Genomic DNA, 20425 nt, shown 5'->3' with positions numbered 1-20425 from the left:
GCAACGGATTTCGAATCGTTGGATATAGTCTGTTAGGTAAAACTAGCCATTTCCGCTGGTTGTAGCAGTGCGAAACGCATCAAAGACCTGTTGGGAAAACTCAAACTGTCGAGCCGTCCCTCGTCCCATCGAATTCTTGCCGAGCGTTTCAAGCAGGATGCCTCGCTCGACAAGAAGGTCGATAGTCTCAATGACGCCTCCACGCGTCATTCCTGTAATTTCTATTATATTTGATAGCGTTAGCTTCTGATGCGCCTGATGCATCATGTACAGGATATTCATCATCCCGATCTGTTTGATGCGAGACTGCGCCGATTCACCCTCGATCGGCTTTTCCAGAATTTCACGCACTGCGAAGACAGATAATGCCTGGCTTTGCCATCGGTCGCTCAAATTACTTGCCATCCATTTAACTATCTATTATTTGCATAGTCTACTGGTTGAGGCGAGTCGCTTTTCAATCGCAGCTGACATTGAAGAAACCGGAGGGTAGGGGGCATGAAGGGCCTTTTCTTTCGAACGATCATAGCAGCGTTGGGCTTCGCCTCACTGTATACTATTTCGGAACGAAGCGCTCGTGCCGACGACTGGGGTTGCCAGGTTATCCTGTGCATATCCAATCCCGGCGGTGCGACGCAATATGCTGAGTGCCGGCCGCCGATCGAGAAGCTTTGGGATTGGCTCGCGAAAGGGCATTCGTTCCCGGCCTGCACTGGCGTCGGTTTTCAAAGCTCCCGCCCCCGCTACGAACCATATTACTGCAATGCCGGCTACCGTCTGTCTTCTGGCTACGGCCCACGGGGGAGTGACGCGACGTGCATTTCCACGTCGCCTCAGTCCGTAAGCGATAGCTTCTGCCAGCGAGATCGAGACAGCGGCGGGGAGATCAGCGGCTCAGTAATGTCTCCGCGCTGGCAAAAGGAAAACGGTCGCTATCAATGCATGGCCTATACCGTGGCTCGTCCCTTGGTGCGCGAGAAACCTCGATACGTCGATGTGACGATCGACGGGGTCGGTAAGCAGAGGGTGTGGTTCTGAACATGCCAATTGCCTTCCTAGATCTTGCACAGACCTGCGCACCCTACGTTTCATCCGAAACCCTTGCGGGCGTCGTCAGCCTCGAAAGCCGATTCGCTCCGTTCAACATCCGGATCAACAGCGGCGCGCCCCTCAAGCGGCAGCCTGCCACGAAGGCCGAAGCAATCGAGGTCGCCACATCCTTGGCGGCTGGACAGCAAGACATCCAGATGGGCCTTGGCGGGATCGGACTGGAAGAACTGCACAGACTAAATCTCTCCATATCAGACGCCTTCGATCCGTGCGTCAACCTGCAAGCCACAGCGACGCTGCTCGACGGCTACTACCGCCTCGCAGTGAAAGAAGGGGCCGACGCCGGGAGGGCCGAGCAGATCATGCTGCAATCCTATTACGGACGTGACGATCCATCCATCGGCGCCATGGTCAACTATGACGATCAGGTTCACCGCGAAATCAAACGGCTCGGGCCGACCATGGCACGAGTGACAATTGGCGACACTGGAGAGGGGAGCGAGGATGACGTCCCAAACGAAATTCCCAGCGCAGACGCCGTTGCCGAGGTGGTGGCGGAAAACTCCCCGGAAAAAATAGCCGCGATCTCCGCGGCGCCGGCATGGGACGTCTTTAAGACCCGACGCCGATCATCCGTACTCGTGTTTCAGAGCAATCAATCGGAGCAGAGTAAATGACTGTGAATTCCCGTATCCGACCCGTTATCGCTTCATCCGTGATGGCCGCGGCCATCGTGGTTATGATGGTCGAACCCGCCTTCGCGCAGGCCGCCGGCATTGAAACGGTGCTCCAGAACATAGTGACAATGCTGACTGGCAACATTGCCAAGCTTTTGGCTGTCATCGCGGTGATCGTCATCTGCATTGCCTGGATGTTCGGCTATATGGACCTGAGGCGGGCAGGGTTCTGGATCATCGGCATCGGCGGCATCTTCGGCGCTACCGAACTCGTCAACACCATCGTCGGAAGCTGACGATGGCGGGTGAGCGGGCGGTTCTCGAAGAAGACACACTTTTCATCGCGTGCACACGGCCGGCGATGATCGCTGGCGTGACCATGGAAGCGATGGGCTTCAACATCATGCTCACGACGATCCTCTACATCGTCGCCGGATCGATCGCCTATGCGCTCGTCGGCGTCGTGTTCCACCTCATCTTTCGCGCCCTCGTCAAGCACGATCACAACATGTTCCGCATCCTTCTGGCCTGGGTCGAGACGCGCGGCCGATCGCGGAACAGTGCCTACTGGGGCGGAGCAACGCTATCGCCACTTCGGCTGGCCCGCCGCTTTGACGAAAGGGATATTGGTTTTGCCTAGTATCGCCACCCTCAGATCCCGCGAGCTCTCCCCCGAGGCTTTCATTCCTTACGTTCGACACATCGACGAAACGACCATCGCACTCGACTCCCGGACACTGATGGTCATGATCGCCCTCGAAGGCGTGTCATTCGAGACCGCGGACGTGTTGGATCTCAACGCTCTCCATCGCGACCTCAACACGCTTTTCCGGAATATCGCCGATGAGCGGCTTGCCCTCTGGACGCACTTGATCCGTCGCAGAGACAGCGACTATCCGGATGGGACATTTGCAACACCATTCTCCGCCGCGCTCAACGAGAAATACCGCGAGCGCATGGTTCGCGAAGACCTTTTCCGCAATGATCTCTATCTGACCGTCCTTTGGTCTCCAGGGCGCGATCCGGCCGCCAAGGCGGTAAAGCTGCTATCGCGCCTTCGCCGGGCAAAACGCCTTCATATGGAGCTCGATGAAGAGGCCCTGAAACAGCTTCAGGACAAGGTCGTCGACGTGATGGCGGGTTTGAAGCGTTTCGAACCACGTGTGCTTTCTCTCTACGAACAGGATGGCATGCTCTTCTCCGAGCCGAGCGAGGTGTTGCACCAGATCGTCGGCGGAAGGCGGGAGCGAGTGCCGCTCACCGAAGGTCGCATCGCCTCGGCGATCTACTCGGATCGCGTCATCATCGGTCGTGAGACGATCGAAATTCGCCATGAGGCGGAAACTCGGTTCGCCGGCATGCTGAGCTTCAAGGAATACCCGGCCCGCACCAGGACCGGCATGCTGGATGGCGTCCTGACCAGTCCGTTTGAACTTATACTTTCCCAATCCTTTTGTTTTGTGGCGAAGGCGGACGCTCGCGTCATCATGGGGCGAAAGCAGAACCAGCTCGTGAGCGGCGGCGATAAAGCGGCTTCGCAGATCGATGAACTCGACGATGCGATGGACGATCTGGAGTCCAACCGGTTCGTGATCGGCGAGCATCATCTGACGCTGTCCGTCTTCGCGGCGACAGTGAAGGACCTGACGGACAACCTCGCGAAGGCTCGTGCCAGCCTGACCAATGGCGGCGCCGTCGTGGCGCGAGAGGATCTCGGCCTCGAGGCCGCCTGGTGGGCGCAGTTGCCGGGCAATTTCCGCTACCGGGCGCGATCGGGCGCGATCAGCTCGAAGAATTTCGCAGCACTGTCACCATTCCACTCCTATCCGATCGGACAGAAGGACGGCAATGAATGGGGACCGGCTGTCGCCCTGCTCAAGACCGCCTCGGGGTCACCCTACTACTTCAATCTCCACTATGGTGATCTCGGCAATACCTTCATGTGCGGCCCATCGGGAGCCGGAAAGACCGTGATCGTCAATTTCATGCTGTCGCAGCTGGAAAAGCACGATCCACATGTGGTTTTCTTCGACAAGGATCGGGGCGCGGACCTCTATGTCCGCGCCGCCGGCGGCACCTACCTCCCCCTGAAGAATGGTGTCCCAACCGGCTGCGCTCCCCTGAAGGCCCTCGACCTGACGCCGGAAAACAAGGTGTTCCTGGCGCGTTGGGTCGGCAAGCTTGTGGGTTCAGGGACGCGGGAACTGACTGTCACCGAGCTTCGCGACATCTCTGGCGCGATCGATGGCCTTGCCGACCTGCCCGTTGACCGGCGGACGATCGGCGCACTCCGGACTTTCCTCAATAACACGGATCCGGAAGGGATCGCCGCCAGGCTCCGCCGGTGGGAGAGGGGAGGGCCACTCGGCTGGGTATTCGACAATATCATTGAGGATATCGGCTTTGGCGACTTAGGCGGAACCGGCAAGTTCATCGGCTACGACATGACCGACTTCCTCGACAACGAGGAGATCCGCACGCCGCTGATGGCCTACCTTTTCCACCGTGTCGAGCAGCTGATCGACGGCCGCCGGATCATTATCGTCATCGATGAATTCTGGAAGGCGCTCCAAGACGAGGGGTTCCGCGATCTTGCGCAGAACAAGCTGAAGACCATCCGCAAACAAAATGGGTTGATGCTGTTTGCCACACAAAGCCCACGTGACGCGCTGAATTCGCCGATTGCGCACACGATCATCGAGCAATGCCCGACACAGATCTTCCTGCCCAACTCACGCGGGAACCATGCCGACTATGTCGATGGATTCAAGCTCACCGAACGCGAATACGAATTGATTGCCCGCGAGCTTTCCGTCGAGAGCCGGAGGTTCGTGTTGAAGCAGGGACACAACAGCGTCGTTGCCGAGCTCGACCTCAACGGCTTCGATGACGAGCTCGCCATCCTTTCCGGTCGGACCGCCAATGTCGAACTTCTGGACGTGATCCGCGCGGAGGTTGGCGATGACGTCAAGGATTGGCTTCCCGTTTTCCAACAACGAAGGAGTGCAAGCTGATGGCTTCCTATCGACTTCAAGGCGCAGTGCTCGTCATGGCATTTATCCTTTCCGCCGAAGGTGCGGCAGGGCAGGGGATACCGGTCATCGATCAGACCGCTATCGCCAAACAGATCGAAAGCATTGCGCAGCTCAAGTCACAACTCGATGCGCTTAATCAGCAGATCGAGCAGGCGCAGCAGCTTTATGGCTCGCTCAACAAGCTGACCGATATGGCGGATGTCGCGAACGTTCTCAACGATCCGGCCATCCGCAAGGCGCTTCCATCCGACTTCGCCGCCATCGAGGGTTTGCTCAAAGGCAACGGCTCCGGCGTGTTCGGCGATTCCGCCTCGAAGTTCCTCGACAGTAACTCGACCTACCGCACAAATGCCGACGATTTCTATGCCACGGAACTGTCGCGTATTCAGAGCCAAAACGCAGGCCAGATGAGCCTCGGTCAGCAAATCTACGATGCCGCGAGCAAGCGCATCGATGGAATCGATCAGTTACGCGAGAAAATCTCTACCGCAGGCGACGCCAAGGAGATCGCAGATTTGCAGGCTCGCCTGCAGGCCGAACAGGCATTCCTGCAGAGCGACGTCCTTCGAATGGAGGGATTGCGGATGGTCCAGCAAGCGCAGACCCAGGTCGACGAGCAGCGCAAGGCCGAGGATTGGCGCCAACGCATGGACGCTATGAAGGCGGCGCTGCAGTGAGGCGGATACCCATCCTCGTTACCCTTTTACTAGTGGCCGCTTGCTCGCAGGAATCCGAGCGGACGTACACTGTCGATGAACTCATCGCTGACGAAGCGCTGCTGAGCCGCACCATTTCTGACTGCCGCAACAATCCGGGTGAATTGCGCAACACCGTCAACTGCCACAACGCAGAAGCGGCCGACGGGAAGCTACGCCTCCAAAACATGCGCAAAGCGCTGGGAGGCTAATCCATGTACCAAGTGTTTGAGTTTATCGACGGGCAGTTCAAGCAGCCACTGGAGACGTTCGTGTCCGATGGAACGTCGAACATAGCCGAATGGGTCACTGGTCCGTTGACGGCGGCCGTTACTCTCTACGTGGTGCTCTACGGCTATCTCGTCCTGCGGGGCTCTGTGCAGGAACCCATCCTTGACTTTGCCTTTCGCGCGATAAAGCTCGCGATCATCGTCATGTTGGTCAAGAACGCCGGCGAATATCAAACCTATGTCACGAACATCTTCTTCGATGTGTTGCCGCGCGAGATCGCGCAGGCCCTGAATTCGGGTGCGGCGCCGAGCGCCAGCACCTTCGACAGCTTGCTCGACAAGGGCCAGGCTTCTGCGACCGATATCTGGTCGCGCGCCTCTTGGCCGGTCGACATCGTCACCGGCGTCGGCGGCATGATGGTGATTGGCGTCAGCTTTCTCGTTGCTGGGATCGGCTACGTGGTTTCCCTCTATGCGCGGTTGGCGCTGGCAATTGTGTTGGCGATCGGGCCAATTTTCATCGCGCTCGCCATGTTCCAGTCGACGCGGCGCTTTACCGAGTCCTGGATCGGGCAGCTCGCGAACTTTGTGATCCTGCAGGTGCTCGTCGTTGCCGTCGGTTCACTGCTGATCTCCAGCATCGACTCGACCTTTACCGCAATCGACGGCTACACCGACGTTCTCATGCGACCGATCGCGCTCTGCGCCATCGGGATTGCCGCTCTCTATGTTTTCTACCAGCTTCCCAGCATTGCCTCAGCTCTGGCCTCCGGTGGCGCGTCGCTGGCTTATGGCTATGGCGCCGCAAGAGATGCGCATGAGGGCATGCTTGCGCGAGGGACCTCCTACACCGGCCGTATGGTCGGTCGCGGTGCCCGCTTTGCGGGCCGGGCATTCGGCTCGAGGAATGCCGGCGCGTGACATGCATTTCGAAAATTAAGAAAAGGCCTGCCTGAATGATTAAGCCTGCCGTATTGCTCGTCATTGCAGCCACGCTAGGCGGCTGCGCATCACTGACCTACCCCTTGCCGAAATGCGACGGCTATTCGCGCCGACCCTTAAATCGTTCGATGTGGGAATGGGAGGGTGATAGCAAGCTGAAACAGCAGCAATCCAACGCGAACCCCTCCACGTCCGTGACACCGTTTGTCGAAGAGGCTGCGGAGCCTGCAGCCTTCGCGCATCTGGACATCGACGGTTCCTATCGCCGCTGTGAGGGATGAGAGATGGTGACGACAGATAATCTCAAGAACTACTTCGACAAGGCGCGCCGTTTCGACCAGGACCGAATGATCCAGATCGAGCGTTCGAACAGGATCGCCTGGTCGATTGCTATCGTCTCAGGATTTGTCGCCGGCGTGTCCGTCTTCGCGATTGCCGGTCTCACGCCCCTCAAGACGGTTGAGCCCTTTGTGGTGCGCGTCGACAATTCGACGGGCATTGTCGATGTGGTGTCGGCGCTGACGTCGACGGCCGGCACCTACGACGAGGCCGTGACAAAATATTTCGCTGCCAAGTATGTCCGCGCCCGCGAGGGTTACGTCTGGAGCGAAGCACAAGAGAACTTCCGCACCATCGCCCTTTTGTCGACGCAAGCCGAACAGACACGATTCTCAGGTGTGTACCGCGGCAGCAACCCGGAATCGCCTCAGAACATTTATGGTCGCGCAGCCACGGCGAGGATCGATATCGCTTCGATTTCTCTGATTAATCAGAATGTCGTCTCGGTGCGCTACATGCGCACCATTACGCGCGGCGAGGAAGTGCGGACGACCCACTGGGTTGCGAGCCTCACCTATTCGTACGCCAACGCTCCGATGTCGTCGACGGACCGGCTCGTGAACCCACTCGGCTTTGTCGTCAGCGAGTATCGTGCTGATCCGGAGGAGGTGAGATGATGCGCACCGCACCAATCGTCGCACTCGTCCTTTCAATTTCCATGTCGCCCGCGCTTGCGCTGGAGATTCCACGGGGCGCCTCGCAAGACAGTCGCGTCCGCTTTGTGAACTACCAACCCTACAACATCACGAGGGTCGTTGGGACCTTGCGGTCATCCGTACAGGTCGAGTTCGCGGCGGACGAAGAAATTGCCCATGTGGCGCTCGGCAACAGTGTTGCCTGGGAAGTTGCGCCGGCCGGCAACATCCTGTTCCTGAAACCGCGCGAGAACCAGCCGGTGACGAACATATCTGTCGTGACAACGCGGCGTGATGGCTCGACTCGTAGCTACCAGATGGAATTGACGGTTCGAGACGGTTCTGTCGAAGCCGGGCAGAACACCTATTTTTACGTGAAGTTCAGGTATCCAGCAGATGAAGCTGAGATTCGTCGCCAGCAGGCAGTATCGAGGGCTCTCGCCGCCCAAGCGAAGGACGCCGACAATGTGCTGGCCCTCCACGAAGCGTATGGCCCTCGAAACTGGCGCTATTCGGCTCAGGGCTTTCAGGCACTGGAGCCGCAGAGCGTCTACGACAATGGAAAAATCACGACGTTCGCCTTCGTTGGCAACCAGGAAATGCCTGCGATCTATATGGAGAACTCCGACGGATCCGAAAGCCTTGTTCCGAAGTCGGTCGACGGAAATCTGGTAATGGTGCACGCAATCAGCCGCAAGTTCATCCTGCGTCGAGGCAAGGATGTGCTTTGTGTCTTCAACGAGGCCTACGACCGCGTCGGCATCAACCCCGACACCAATACGACGTCTCCGTCGGTAGAGCGCGTCGTGAAAAGCAACGTCACCGGGCAATAGGGAAGAGAACGGTCATGGCTCAGGAAGATGAAGCTCGCATTCCCGGAGAACGCGCGGAAACCGTCACCGGTCGCCGCATCGACAACAATCCACTTTTGAAACGCGGAGCGGTGGCCATCGCCATCGTTGCGTTCGTCGGGTTTGCTCTCTGGTCGACCACAGGCAAGAAAGAAAAAGACGAGAATACCCAACCAGAGCGGGTTGTTATTCGCCAGACAAATCCCTTCGAAGCCGCCAAGGAAAAAACCGAACCGACGCAGGTGGTCCCAGAGGTCAAATTGCCGACACCTGTCGTTGAACCGGTAGCGGAGGAAAGCGACAAACTCCTCGATTCCGCCCGCCGCGCGCCTGTGATGGCGTTCAGCAGCGGGCAGAAGAACGCGAATGAGCGACGAGATCCGGACACTTCAAACAACGGCAATTTCGTGCCGCTCGACAATAATATGATGGCCCAGAACCAGCAGAACAGCGATGAGCAGCGTTTCGATGGTCTATTGCGGCCAACACGGCTTGAGGGCTCGCGCGCCGGTACACTTGGAAATCGCGATTTTATCGTCGCGATGGGGACTTCGATCCCCTGCGTGCTTGAAACGGCGTTGGCATCCGACCAGCCGGGTTTTACCAGTTGCGTGATCAACCGCGACGTCCTTTCGGATAACGGTCGGGTCGTGTTGATGGAAAAGGGCACGCAGGTTGTTGGCGAATATCGCGGCGGGCTTCAGCGCGGTCAAAAGCGCCTGTTCGTTCTCTGGAATCGAGCAAAAACGCCGAAGGGTGTCATCGTCACACTCGCATCGCCAGCGACCGACGCCCTCGGTCGCGCCGGCGTCGATGGCTATGTCGACACCCACTGGTGGGAGCGCTTCGGCAGCGCCCTTCTTCTTTCTATTGTCGGTGATGCCACGAGCTATGCCAGCAGTCAGATGCAGGATAGCGATGTCGATGCGCAGAACACCACCAGCGCCAGTCAACAGGCGGCGGCAATCGCGGTCGAACAGTCCATCAACATCCCGCCGACGCTGAATAAGCACCATGGTGAACTGGTTTCGATCTTTGTTGCTCGCGATCTCGACTTTTCCGGGATCTACCGCCTTCGGGTGACGGAACCCAGGAACCGCATTTTCGATCGCGCAGTGCTGGGGGATTTTGCACCACAGTCGACGCTCGTAACGAAGTAGGATGGGACATGTCGGAGGGGCAGGATTCGGCTGTTGTCAGCGAGCTGTTGAAGCCGTTTTCGACATACCTCCAGGACCCGTCTCTCTATGAAGTGATTGTGAATCGGCCCGGGCAGGTGCTGACGGAAGGTCCTGGCGGTTGGCGGACCCATGACACGCCGGAACTGACCTTCGAAAAGCTCATGCGCCTTGCCCGGGCCGTAGCGAGTTTCTCTCATCAGTCGATTGACGAGACGCGTCCAATACTGTCGGCAACGCTCCCAGGCGACGAACGAATCCAGATTGTCATCCCGCCGGCGACAATCAAAGACACTGTCAGCATTACAATCCGAAAGCCTTCTTCGGTCGACTTCAGCCTTGATGACCTGGAGGAAAATGGATTTTTCGAGAAAACGCGCGCAGCGAATAGCGCCTCGTCCCCGCGGGATGAGGAGCTAAGCGAAATCTATCGTGCTGGCCGTTTTAAAGATTTCCTGCGGCAAGCAGTCATTGCGCGGAAGAACATCATCATCTCGGGCGCCACAGGTTCGGCCAAAACCACTCTTTCGAAAGCGCTCATCAAACACATTCCCGAAACCGAGAGGATCATCTCGATTGAAGACACCCCTGAGCTAGTGATCTCACAGCCAAATCATGTGCGGTTATTCTACTCAAAGGGCGGGCAGGGCCTTTCCCGTGCAGGACCGCGCGAGCTCCTGGAGTCATGTCTTCGTATGCGGCCGGACCGTATCTTACTTCAGGAGCTTCGCGACGGCACTGCGTTCTACTACATCCGCAATGTCAATTCTGGCCATCCCGGCTCAATAACAACCGTCCATGCGAATTCTGCAGAACTCGCTTTCGAGCAGTTGGCGCTCTTGGTAAAGGAGTCCGACGGCGGATCGGGCATTGATCGCGCCGACATTTTCACTTTGCTAAAAACGGGAATTGATATTGTGGCGCAGTGCAAGCGAAACCACGGAGCTTTCCAGTTGTCGGAAGTGTACTTCCGCAATGCATCTAAAACTTGAGATTCTTGTCGAGCTTCGAAAAGCGTGATCTCCCCAGATCCATGGGAGACGCCGATCTTTGCGGTCTGCCTGGAGAGCAGAAATTGAGCACCATCGTCGGCGCGGCCAACATCCAAAAGAGCCGGAGGAGGTCCATTCTCTGCGGTATGGTTGCCGTTCAACCTGGACTGCGTTTGGCAACGCGCTCAGACGATTGGGCCAATGCGACGTGGCGTTATCCCGACGAACGGCTAGCATGCCTCTATGTGTGGGCAATTGCGTCCGAACGTATGCGCGGCCTGAATGACGGCTAGAAGATCACCTATGAAGTGGTGAAGGATCGTAAGTCAGGCAAGAGGTCGGCTGACAATCTGCAGGCCTGATCTTCTCTCCGGCAAGTCTACGGGCCGGCCGCAAATGCCTTTTCAGTTTCGGCGATAGGCGAGCCCTCTCTCGCCTTCGAATGGTGCGTTGCAACCTGAATATATTGACATCAGTGCGGCGCAACAATATCTTTCTTATATCGACGCGGTTCACCTCCTCCCGAGCCGCCACGATCAGACGGACAGCACTCCTCGTCCCAGCTGTCGGTCACATTCAAGAGCCCGGTGCACCTCCTCCCGCACCGGGCTTTTTTCGTTAGTGCGCCATGCGCGAGCTCTGGCGATGTCACCCGACTAATATGCTGTTCGACGAGGCCACGTCGGCTCTCGATCCACAGTTGGTCGGCGAGGTCTTGGACACACTTCGCATGTTGTCGAAAGAAGGGATACCTTCATTCGCGACCGAAGCCTTTCAGGATGATGTCGATCACCCGATCGACTTCTTTCTGGCCTAGGCTATGGACGGGCGTCTCAGGCAGATGATCGCCGTCGCCGAGTGCGATTTCTTCAAAGCGGCGTGACAGCGGATCGAGATTAGCCAGCAGATGGATGGCCGACCCCCGCGCGAATTCATATTGCCAGATCGCATCCTCACGGGAAAGATCGGGAAACGCTTTGCAGATTGCATCGATGAACCGGCGGGCGACATGGCCGTTCAGACCAAACGTGTGGTGCCCCGCGCGCGCGTCCACACGCATCTGGAAGACGTTACGGACGTAGAGGCTCCCACCGTCCTGCGCGCGCGATATGATCAGAATAGGCTCGATCAGGGCCGCAAGAATCTCGCGAGGGTCGAGCGGGGTCCCTGCAGCCTTCGCCTCGAGGGCATCGAGGCGGCCAATCCGCTCTCGGTTAACATCGGCGGTGATCTCTTGTGTCGCGAGCCGCACCAGCCCGTCCTTGGACTGGAAATAGTAGTTCACTGCCGCACCGTTCGCACCTGACGCCGCCGTGATGTCACGAACCGTCGTCGCGTTGGGTCCTTTGAGCGCCACCAGTTCCTTGGTGGCGTTGAGGATCGTCTGGCGAGTCTGCCCGCGGCGGCTGGAGCTATCGGGCTCGCCAGAAAAATCATCCATACCATCCATATCCGTCTCCTCCTGATGTCGTTTAACCTCTGTCTAAGCCAAAAAAACAGCTTGCACTACCCCATGTTTGAAGTTAACGATTGAAACAGATGTTTCAATCACGTGTTTAATTGGAGACGCCATAATGGTTCGGATGGAGGGACCTCGACAGTTGCCGGTCGATACCGGTCAATATCGTTACGCACCGATGCGCGGGCGGCCACAATTCGCTCTCCCCGACGGCGCGCAACTCGCCTTTTGGATTGCACCCAATATAGAGCATTACGAGTGGCTGCCCCCGATAAATCCCAACCGCAGTCCCTATCCGCGCGTCGTACCGGACGTGCTGGCCTATTCGGTTCGCGATTACGGCAACCGTCTCGGTTTTCGCCGCGTCTCCGACGAGATGGCAAAACGCGGCATCCGCGGCTCCGTGTCGCTCTCAGTCGCGGTCTGTGACCACTATCCCGACATCATCGCCCTCTGCAACGATCTCGGCTGGGAGCTGTTCAGCCACGGCATCTATAATACCCGCTATTTCTACGGAATGACTTTGGAGGAGCAACGGCAGGTCGTGATCAATTCGCGCGAGACCCTTGCAAAGGTCGGACAGCGTCTTGATGGCTGGCTGACGCCGGCCATTACGCCAAGTCTCGAGACCCAGGAGATGCTGGCGCAGGAGGGCGTCCGCTACACGCTTGACTATTTTCACGACGACCAGCCGATGCCCCTTAACGTGAAAGGCGGGAGGCTGATCTCAGTGCCTTATTCCATCGAGATGAACGACATTCCGATGGCGGCCTGGAACAACATGTCGATGAGCGAGATGTTTTGCGCGCTCAAGGCGCAGTTCGACCGCCTGTATGCCGAGGGCGCGGAAAGCGGCCGGGTCATGTGCTTCGCCATCCATCCTTTCGTGGTTGGCCAGTCGCATCGCATCGACGCCTTTGCGGAATTTCTCGACTATGCCAAGTCGCACGACAAGGTCTGGTTTCCAACAGCCCGAGAAATTGCCGATTGGTATTATGAAAGTCACTACGACACCATGAAGGCTTGGCTTGACGGGCTGGAGGGAGAGTGCTGACATGACGCCGCTGCAGCCGACCGGTCCCGACTACCTCAAGACGCCGATGCGCCGTCACGCAGCCATGGATCACGATTTCTACGCCTGGCGCGATTCATTGAGCGCGCGGCGCCTGTGCTGGCCGGATGGCATCAGACTGGGGGTTTGGCTGCAGATCGCCGTCGAATGGTTTCCGCTCAACATCGGCGACAAACCGTTCCTTCCGATCGGCGCGCCGAGCCGGCCTTTCCCGGACAGCCAGACCTATACCCAGCGCGACTACGGGAACCGTGTCGGCATATTCCGCATGATGGACGCGCTGAAGGCGCGCGGGCTCTCAGGCTCCGCTTTCCTCAATGCCCGCGTCGCGCAACGCTATCCGATCCTGATGCGGGAAATTCTCGCGGAAAAGTGGGAGGTGGTCGCCGCCGGTCTCGACGCCGGCGCAATCCATCACGAAGGCCTGTCGGAAGAGGAGGAGCGCGGCATGATCGCCGAGGCGCTGGCGATCTTCGGCGATTTCGGCGTCAAACCGGACGTCTGGCATTCGCCGTCCTGGTCACAATCGACCCGCACACCCCGCCTGCTGAAGGAAGCTGGATTCACAGCGATGGCCGACTGGGCGAACGACGAAGCGCCCTACCGATTCGACACGAGCGCGGGCACGATCGTGTCGCTGCCGACGGCGATTGAACTTTCCGATCGGGAAATGCTCGGTCTGCGTAAACAGGCGCTCGATGACGTCGAAGCGAGTTTCATGGCGGCGGCTCGACGGCTGGCGCGCGAGGCGGAGGATAGCGGCCATGGCAGGCTGCTGACGCTCAACTTGTCGCCCTGGATTATGGGCCAGCCTTACCGCATCGCGGCCTTCGAGCGCATTCTCGACGCGATCTTCTCCGTCGATGGCACGCGTGCGGTAAGTGCGCCCGAGATAATCGCCGCAACCGACGACCTTTGACACGAAATGCGGTCCAGAAACCGCCCTGACGGGATGTACCCATGTCGCAACCGCCCACCTCTTCCGGGGAACGCAGCCTTATGCTGCTATCCCTATCGATCTCTGCCGCGTTTCTGATGGAAGCGCTCGACAGCACGATTATCGTTTCCGCGATCCCGGCCATCGCAGCCAATTTCGGGGTCCAGGCGTTGCGCGTCAATCTGGCCATTTCGCTCTACCTCGTCACTTTGGCTGCGATGATCCCGGCGAGCGGCTGGCTGGCCGACCGTTTTGGTGCGAAGCGCGTTTTCCTGTGGGCGATGGCAGGCTTCATGGTCACCTCGATTGTTGCCGCGCTGTCGCAAAGTCTGGAAATGCTGGTTGGCATGCGTGTCCTGCAGGCCGTGGCAGGCGCTTTCATGACGCCGGTCGGACGCCTACTGCTGATCCGCGCCGCGCCCAAGGAGCAACTGGCAGCAGCGATTGCCTGGATGTCGATGCCGACACTGATCGGACCGGTTCTCGGTCCGTTGGTGGGCGGCTATATCGTCACCTATGCGGACTGGCGCTGGATCTTCGCGGTTAAGATGCCCTTCGGCATCGCCGGCATAATTTATGCCGCGCGACTGCTACCCGCGGATGATGCCGGCGTCGCGCACCGCTTCGACGTGATCGGCTTTTCGTTCTGCGCCCTGTTCCTGGGAGCCACACAGCTCGTGCTCGACCAACTCGTGCATGTCTCTCTGCCGCTCCCGGCCATCGTCGCGCTGGTGGTGATCATGCCTATGGCGGGCGGCAGTTTCCTCGTCCATGCACGCCGCTCGGCAAAGCCTGCGCTCGATCTCAGCCTGCTGAAGCTGAGACTATTCAACATCGGCTTTTTCGCCGGCGGCCTGTCGCGCATCGGCTTCAACGCCCTGCCTTTCCTCCTGCAATTGCAATTGCAGATTGGCTTTGGGTGGTCGGCGGCCCATGCCGGGTCGGTCGTGTTCATCGTCGCAGCCGGCGCACTGGTGCTCAAGCCCTTGATGCGGCGTGTGCTAGCCCGTTTTGGCTTCCGGACAACGCTTGTTGGCAATGCGCTGATCGGTGCAGCGGCGACTGCTGCGCTTGGCTTTGCGACGCCACAGACGCCGCTTGCTGTCATCGTGATGCTCGTCTTCGTATTCGGGTTGAACCGCTCTTTGCAATTCAATACGACCAATACGCTGCTTTTCGCCGACATTCCAAAGGAACGCCAAAGTGCCAGCACCTCGCTTGGCGGCGTCGGTCAGCAGCTTTCGATGGGGCTAGGCATCTCCATCGCCGCCGTTCTCGTGGCGCAGCTGCAGAATCTGGGCGTTACGGCGCCGGCCTCGGCCATGTCGTGCGCCATCTTCATCATCGCTGGCCTGACAGCCTTGTCTGGCCTGTATTTCCTGAAGCTCGATCCCGCCGACGGCGCCGCCGTCAGCCATCATCGTGCCGTCCTGCAAAGGAGCTGACCATGCTCACCGCCAGACCCGAACCGAACGCCGCCCCTTCGATAGCCGACCCGGCGAGCTTCACGGTCGCGACGGCCTCCGACGCGATCGACCAGGGTACTCTCTCCCCCGTCGATCTTCTCGAAGCCGTCTTCGCACGTATTGATGCCCTGGACGCCACCATCCACTCTTACCTGCGAATGGACCGGAAGGTAGCACGCGCAGAATCGGCCGCGGCTGCGGAACGTGCGGCAAAAGGCATGCGGCTTGGTCCGCTCGACGGCATTCCCTACGCCGTCAAGGACAATATCTACACCGCCGGGCTTGAAACCACGGGTGGCTCGCGCGTGCCGCAGAGCCACGATCCCGACACCACCGCAACGCTGGTCAAGCGTCTTCAGGCAGCGGGCGCGGTGCTCGTCGGCAAGCTCAACACCTGGGAATACGGCACCGGCACCGGCGCGGTGCATTTCGACCTCGAAGCCCCGCCCGCCCGCAATCCCTGGAACCCGGCCTATTTCACCGGCGGCTCGTCCAGCGGCTCGGCTGCCGCCGTCGCGGCGGGCACGGCGCTCTTTACCATCGGCACCGATACGGGTGGGTCGGTCCGTCTGCCTGCCGCGGCCTGCGGCATTGTCGGGCTAAAACCTACGTTCGGACGCATCAGCCGCCACGGCATCATACCAAACTGCTGGAGTTTCGACACGCCAGGCCCGATGACGCTGACGGTGCGCGACGCAGCGCTCGTCTACGGGGCGATCGCCGGATACGATCCCGATGATCCGGTCAGTCTGGAAAGTTCGCCGGAGCCCGTCCTGCCCTCGCTCGAAGCCGGCGTCGCCGGGATGACGGTCGGCTATGTGCGGAATCTCGACCCGGGCGGGAAAGCTCCTGAGGCTGCGATCCTAGCGGCACTTGACGCCGCCGCCGAGGCCTTTCGCACGGCAGGCGCGAGGGTGCGCGAGATCGAACTGCCGATCGCGCCTTCTGAATATCGCGCCGTCAGTATGCCGATCAACCGCAGCGAAAGCTTCTCCATCCACGAGCGCGACTATCTGGAACACCGCCACCTGATGGGGCGATCACTGCGTGAAAAACTGGAAATCGGCATGTATATGAGGGCCGCCGACTATATCGCGGCCCTTCGGCAGCGCCGCGACCTCGTGGAGCGCACGGATGCGGCCTTTACCCGCATTGACGTGATGCTCCTGCCCATGACTTACCGCACCGCGCCGCCCATCACAGAAGAGGCTGCGGTAAAGGAGTTCACTACTGGCTCGGCAGGAAGCCCTTTCTCACTGACCGGCCATCCTGCGCTGTCGCTACCTGCGGGCTTTACCGACGAGGGCCTGCCGATTGCCGTGCAGCTTGCCGCCGGCTTCCGCAAGGAAGCCGTGATGCTTGCCGCAGCAACGGCGCTTGAAGCGTATTTCACGCCGCGACCGGTACGGGCCTCCCCGGCCACCATTTTGGCCAATCGTATCGAAGAAGGACACCTCTCATGAGTCAACCCAGTGCAATGCAAGTTCGCCTGCGTGCCGCCGTCCAGTCTATCTGGCTGGAATGCGGAGAAAGGCCGCCGACAGGGACAGAGCTCGACCGTGCCGCCGCGAGCTTTGCCGAAGCGCTTGCGTCCGGCCGCAGAATCGCGCGCATGACCGACAAGACCCTGCAGCCGCTTTGCGGGCGGCGCAGCGACTTGGAAGACGCCAAGCAGAGCCCGCAACAAAAATGAAACAAATGAATCAAACAAACATTTGAAACCGCCGTTCAAATGTGTATATTGCCGAGAAAATAACGAAGGGAACAGACATGAAACCGATCTTTTCTACGCTTATCGTGACGTTTACGCTGCTATCGGCAGCCCCCGTTCTCGCCGACGGACCACTCAAAAGCGCGCTCGACGGCAATGCTCCGCCGTACGCGCAGCCGAAGATGGATGGCTCCGTCGAAGGCCTGACCGTCGATCTGACCAAGGAGATCGCCAAGCGTCTCGGACGCGAGATCACCATCGACGCGATGGCGTTCTCGGCCATTCTGCCGGCGCTTCAGGCCGGCACTTACGATATGCTGTCCGTGCCGCTGACGGCGACGTCCGAGCGCTCCGAAGCCTTCCTTCTGACTGAAGGCATCTGGTCCGCGGACATGGACTTCCTGCTGCCTGCAAATGGCGCTGACGTGACCGACTTTTCCCAGCTGAAGGGCAAGGTGATCTCCACAAACAAAGGCAATGCCTACGAAAAATGGGCGCGCGAAAAGACCGCGGAATATGGCTGGACGGTCGAATCTTACGGCTCGCTAAGCGATGCCGCCCAGGCCGTGACCGCTGGCCGCGCGGATGCCGCCATCGTGGGCGTAGCCATCGGGCTGACAATCGCCAAAAAGAACCCGGCTCTGAAGGTATCGGAGCTGACCATTAAAACGAACCAGTATTACAGCTATCCGGTTGCGAGGACTAATCCGGAACTGCGCAAACAGCTGGATATGGCCATCGAGTGCATCAAGTCGGACGGCACTGCCGCCAAGCTATACGAAAAGTGGCTCGGCGCTGCTCCTCACAAGGCTTCCCTTGAAGTGACGCCGCAGCCTGGTTACGGCCCGGTTGGCATGGGCAATTACGACCCGACGACGCACGCGCTCACCTGCAAGTGAGGTTCGCAACCCCGCTCCACGGAGGCTGATGCCATGTCGAAAACGATCAACCAACCCATTCTCGACATCCATGCGCTATACAAATCCTTCAACGGTGTTGAAGTACTCAGGAACATCAACCTAAGCGTCCAGCCAGGCGAACTAGTGTTCCTGATCGGACCCTCGGGATCCGGCAAATCCACGCTGCTGAGGTGCTGCAACAGGCTGGAAGAGCCGAGCGACGGGGCAATCGTCGTCGATGGCATCAACATTATCTCTCCGAAGACAGACATCAACGTTATGCGCCAGCGCATCGGCATGGTGTTCCAGCAGTTTAACCTCTATCCGCACATGACAGCGGAAGAGAACGTGATGCTGGCGCTAAGGCGGGTGCAAGCGAAAACAAAGGAAGAGGCGCGCGAGATCGCCCATCGCGAATTGAACCGCATGGGTCTTAGTGCGCGTCTCACGCACTATCCCGCCCAACTCTCAGGAGGCCAGCAGCAGCGCGTAGCGATTGCCCGCGCGCTGGCGCTCGGACCCCGCGTCATGCTGCTCGACGAGCCAACCTCGGCGCTTGATCCGCAACTCGTCGGCGAAGTCCTGCAGGCCATGCGGGAGATGAAGGCAGAGGGCATGACGATGGTCGTGGTCAGTCATGAAATGCGCTTCGCCCGCGAGGCCGCCGATCGCATCGCCTTCATGCATGCGGGCCAAATCGTTGAGACGGGCACGCCTCAAGAATTGCTGTCGAAAGGGCCTGAAAGCCTCGCACGCCAATTCCTCTCCCAGAGGCATTGACGCCGATGAACATCAGTGGACTTCTTGACCTCTTCCTCAATCCCGATGTTGCGATCCGATATCTGCCTGACCTTCTGCGCGGTTTGTGGGTCACGGTGTCGCTGTCCATCGTCGTCGTACTGTCCGGCCTCGGGCTGGGCCTAGCGCTCGCTATTTTGAGGCTGGTTTCGCACCGCTATTTGGTGTCGCTCCTCAAGCTGTGGGTGGATTGTTTTCGTGCAGTACCACCGCTGGCGGTGCTTCTGCTGCTCTTCTTCGGCCTGCCGGGTCTCGGCCTGCGGCTTTCTGCCTTTTGGGTACTCTCGTTTACCTTGACCTGCATTCTTGCCGCCTTCTCGGAGGAAATTTTTTGGGCCGGTATTTCGGCTATCCACAAGGGACAATGGGAAGCTTCCCGCTCCACGGGGATGACCAATGCGCAAACGATCCGCTACGTCATCCTGCCGCAGGCCTTCAAGATCTGCATACCGCCGCTCACCAACCGTGCGATCGCTATCACAAAGAACACCGCACTCGGCACGGCCATCGGCATGCCGGAGCTTCTGAATGAGGCGCAGACGGCGCAATCCTTCTCCGGCAACGCCACACCGCTCATCCTCGCAGCAGTCGGCTATCTCATCATCTTCATGCCGGTGATGACATTGGCAGAAAGACTCGAGAAGCGTATGGTTTGGGGAGCCGGCCGATGAACTCGTTGATCGATCAGTTCTTCAATCTCACAGTGATGCAGGAGGCGCTTCCCTATCTTCTCAAGGGTCTTCTGATCACCATCGGGCTGACGGTGGTGCTTGCGCCGCTCGGCATGATCGCGGGTTTAGCGTTGGCACTCGGCTCCAATCCGCGCAATCCATTTTTACGCATTGTGGTGCGCAGCTGGATCAACGTGTTCCGCGCGATGCCGCCGCTAGTGCTGATCATTCTCGCCTTCTCAGCGCTGCCTTTCATCGGCATACACTTACCGGCCTTTGCTTGTGTCGTGGTCGCATTGCTGCTCAACAACTCCTCCTATTACTGCGAGATCTTTCGCGCCGGCCTCGGCTCCGTGGGGCCGGGCCAGCTAGAGGCCGCCCGCTCGACCGGCCTTGGCACTTGGGATGCGATGCGGTTCGTGGTGCTGCCGCAGGCGACGCGTAATGTTCTGCCTGACCTTGCGTCCAATACAATTGAGGTCATGAAGGCGACCTCGCTTGCCGCCATCGTCGCGGTCAACGAGATGCTCTATGTTGCCGGAACGATCCGCTCCGTGACCTACAACACCTCGCCGCTGACGCTCGCCGCCATTATCTATCTCGCCATCCTCCTGCCCGCCGTGCGTTTGACCGGTCGCCTTGAACGCAAGCCGTTGTTGTAGCCTACCTGTAAGCGATAAATTGAGGGCCATTCAGGCAGTGTAGTGCCACGGCACTAGCACTTCGATATCGCGGCTGTGCCATTCATTTGCAAGGCGTTCAAGCCTCTAAGTTAGCCAAGCCTTCGG

24 protein-coding genes and 2 pseudogenes are annotated in these 20425 nt (G+C 59.0%); 24 read left to right on the top strand and 2 right to left on the bottom strand.

Going from position 1 to position 20425, the window contains the following annotated elements; all coding sequences use genetic code 11:
* Positions 1-42: 42 nt before the first annotated feature.
* A complete protein-coding gene (locus ADU59_RS00845; protein ID WP_068950787.1) occupies positions 43-405 on the bottom strand; it encodes a MarR family transcriptional regulator in 363 nt (120 codons plus the stop codon).
* A 93-nt stretch (positions 406-498) separates the two neighbouring features.
* Between ADU59_RS00845 and ADU59_RS31070 the strand changes: the two genes are divergently transcribed.
* From ADU59_RS31070 to glnQ, 15 genes and pseudogenes are all read left to right on the top strand, one after another.
* A complete protein-coding gene (locus ADU59_RS31070; RefSeq protein WP_068950785.1) occupies positions 499-1038 on the top strand; it encodes a hypothetical protein in 540 nt (179 codons plus the stop codon).
* Between the two features lie 2 nt (positions 1039-1040).
* Positions 1041-1727: a lysozyme family protein gene (locus ADU59_RS00835; RefSeq protein ID WP_068950783.1), complete on the top strand. Its 687-nt coding sequence runs from the start codon at positions 1041-1043 to the stop codon at positions 1725-1727.
* Positions 1724-2023, top strand: coding sequence for a TrbC/VirB2 family protein (locus tag ADU59_RS00830; protein ID WP_068950781.1), 300 nt, complete (start codon positions 1724-1726; stop codon positions 2021-2023). Before ADU59_RS00835 ends, ADU59_RS00830 begins: the two co-directional genes overlap by 4 nt.
* Before the next feature lie 2 nt (positions 2024-2025).
* Complete coding sequence (locus tag ADU59_RS00825; RefSeq protein ID WP_068950779.1) at positions 2026-2367, top strand: VirB3 family type IV secretion system protein; 342 nt, start codon at positions 2026-2028, stop codon at positions 2365-2367.
* Positions 2360-4741: a VirB4 family type IV secretion/conjugal transfer ATPase gene (locus ADU59_RS00820; protein WP_068950777.1), complete on the top strand. Its 2382-nt coding sequence runs from the start codon at positions 2360-2362 to the stop codon at positions 4739-4741. Before ADU59_RS00825 ends, ADU59_RS00820 begins: the two co-directional genes overlap by 8 nt.
* On the top strand, positions 4741-5439 hold the full coding sequence (gene virB5, locus ADU59_RS00815) for a P-type DNA transfer protein VirB5 (protein ID WP_068950775.1): 699 nt from the start codon (positions 4741-4743) through the stop codon (positions 5437-5439). Before ADU59_RS00820 ends, virB5 begins: the two co-directional genes overlap by 1 nt.
* Positions 5436-5669, top strand: coding sequence for an EexN family lipoprotein (locus tag ADU59_RS00810; RefSeq protein ID WP_068950773.1), 234 nt, complete (start codon positions 5436-5438; stop codon positions 5667-5669). Before virB5 ends, ADU59_RS00810 begins: the two co-directional genes overlap by 4 nt.
* 3 nt (positions 5670-5672) lie before the next feature.
* Positions 5673-6608 (top strand): TrbL/VirB6 family protein, encoded by a 936-nt coding sequence (locus tag ADU59_RS00805; RefSeq protein WP_068950771.1) that lies wholly within the window; start codon positions 5673-5675, stop codon positions 6606-6608.
* A 35-nt stretch (positions 6609-6643) separates the two neighbouring features.
* The gene (locus ADU59_RS00800) at positions 6644-6910 is read left to right on the top strand and encodes a hypothetical protein (RefSeq protein WP_068950769.1); all 267 of its coding nucleotides are present in this window, start codon (positions 6644-6646) and stop codon (positions 6908-6910) included.
* A 3-nt stretch (positions 6911-6913) separates the two neighbouring features.
* Complete coding sequence (locus tag ADU59_RS00795) at positions 6914-7585, top strand: VirB8 family type IV secretion system protein (protein WP_068950767.1); 672 nt, start codon at positions 6914-6916, stop codon at positions 7583-7585.
* Complete coding sequence (gene virB9, locus ADU59_RS00790) at positions 7582-8436, top strand: P-type conjugative transfer protein VirB9 (protein WP_162493764.1); 855 nt, start codon at positions 7582-7584, stop codon at positions 8434-8436. The genes ADU59_RS00795 and virB9 overlap by 4 nt, the downstream gene beginning before the upstream one ends.
* A gap of 14 nt (positions 8437-8450) precedes the next feature.
* The gene (virB10, locus tag ADU59_RS00785; protein ID WP_068950765.1) at positions 8451-9614 is read left to right on the top strand and encodes a type IV secretion system protein VirB10; all 1164 of its coding nucleotides are present in this window, start codon (positions 8451-8453) and stop codon (positions 9612-9614) included.
* A gap of 8 nt (positions 9615-9622) precedes the next feature.
* Positions 9623-10624 (top strand): P-type DNA transfer ATPase VirB11, encoded by a 1002-nt coding sequence (virB11, locus tag ADU59_RS00780; protein WP_068950763.1) that lies wholly within the window; start codon positions 9623-9625, stop codon positions 10622-10624.
* A 173-nt stretch (positions 10625-10797) separates the two neighbouring features.
* Positions 10798-10986: pseudogene (locus ADU59_RS29430) on the top strand (cold-shock protein).
* A gap of 268 nt (positions 10987-11254) precedes the next feature.
* A pseudogene (gene glnQ / locus ADU59_RS29905) lies at positions 11255-11432 on the top strand (glutamine ABC transporter ATP-binding protein GlnQ); the annotation flags it as partial.
* Here glnQ and ADU59_RS00775 read toward each other — a convergent pair.
* Positions 11379-12065, bottom strand: a complete 687-nt coding sequence (locus ADU59_RS00775; RefSeq protein WP_425331988.1) for a TetR/AcrR family transcriptional regulator — start codon at positions 12063-12065, stop codon at positions 11379-11381. The pseudogene glnQ and the gene ADU59_RS00775 overlap by 54 nt on opposite strands.
* A 133-nt stretch (positions 12066-12198) precedes the next feature.
* Between ADU59_RS00775 and ADU59_RS00770 the strand changes: the two genes are divergently transcribed.
* The 9 genes from ADU59_RS00770 (at position 12199) to ADU59_RS00730 (ending at position 20299) form a co-directional block, all read left to right on the top strand.
* Positions 12199-13137 (top strand): polysaccharide deacetylase family protein, encoded by a 939-nt coding sequence (locus ADU59_RS00770; protein ID WP_338012923.1) that lies wholly within the window; start codon positions 12199-12201, stop codon positions 13135-13137.
* A gap of 1 nt (position 13138) precedes the next feature.
* The gene (locus ADU59_RS00765; protein ID WP_068950759.1) at positions 13139-14074 is read left to right on the top strand and encodes a polysaccharide deacetylase family protein; all 936 of its coding nucleotides are present in this window, start codon (positions 13139-13141) and stop codon (positions 14072-14074) included.
* A gap of 80 nt (positions 14075-14154) precedes the next feature.
* Positions 14155-15537 carry an MFS transporter gene (locus ADU59_RS00760; protein WP_158515689.1) on the top strand — a complete coding sequence of 461 codons (1383 nt, stop codon included), beginning with the start codon at positions 14155-14157 and terminating at the stop codon, positions 15535-15537.
* A 2-nt stretch (positions 15538-15539) separates the two neighbouring features.
* The gene (locus tag ADU59_RS00755) at positions 15540-17021 is read left to right on the top strand and encodes an amidase (protein WP_083198065.1); all 1482 of its coding nucleotides are present in this window, start codon (positions 15540-15542) and stop codon (positions 17019-17021) included.
* Positions 17018-17251, top strand: coding sequence for a hypothetical protein (locus tag ADU59_RS00750; RefSeq protein WP_139093124.1), 234 nt, complete (start codon positions 17018-17020; stop codon positions 17249-17251). Before ADU59_RS00755 ends, ADU59_RS00750 begins: the two co-directional genes overlap by 4 nt.
* 77 nt (positions 17252-17328) lie before the next feature.
* Complete coding sequence (locus tag ADU59_RS00745; RefSeq protein WP_068950752.1) at positions 17329-18168, top strand: transporter substrate-binding domain-containing protein; 840 nt, start codon at positions 17329-17331, stop codon at positions 18166-18168.
* A gap of 33 nt (positions 18169-18201) precedes the next feature.
* On the top strand, positions 18202-18948 hold the full coding sequence (locus ADU59_RS00740; RefSeq protein WP_083198064.1) for an amino acid ABC transporter ATP-binding protein: 747 nt from the start codon (positions 18202-18204) through the stop codon (positions 18946-18948).
* Between the two features lie 5 nt (positions 18949-18953).
* Positions 18954-19637, top strand: coding sequence for an amino acid ABC transporter permease (locus ADU59_RS00735; protein ID WP_068950818.1), 684 nt, complete (start codon positions 18954-18956; stop codon positions 19635-19637).
* Positions 19634-20299, top strand: a complete 666-nt coding sequence (locus ADU59_RS00730; RefSeq protein ID WP_068950750.1) for an amino acid ABC transporter permease — start codon at positions 19634-19636, stop codon at positions 20297-20299. Before ADU59_RS00735 ends, ADU59_RS00730 begins: the two co-directional genes overlap by 4 nt.
* Positions 20300-20425: the final 126 nt, after the last annotated feature.

The organism is Pararhizobium polonicum (genome assembly GCF_001687365.1).
Lineage (GTDB): Bacteria > Pseudomonadota > Alphaproteobacteria > Rhizobiales > Rhizobiaceae > Pararhizobium > Pararhizobium polonicum.
Note: the sequence above shows the minus strand (reverse complement) of the source record. Positions and strands in the feature narration are given on the sequence as shown.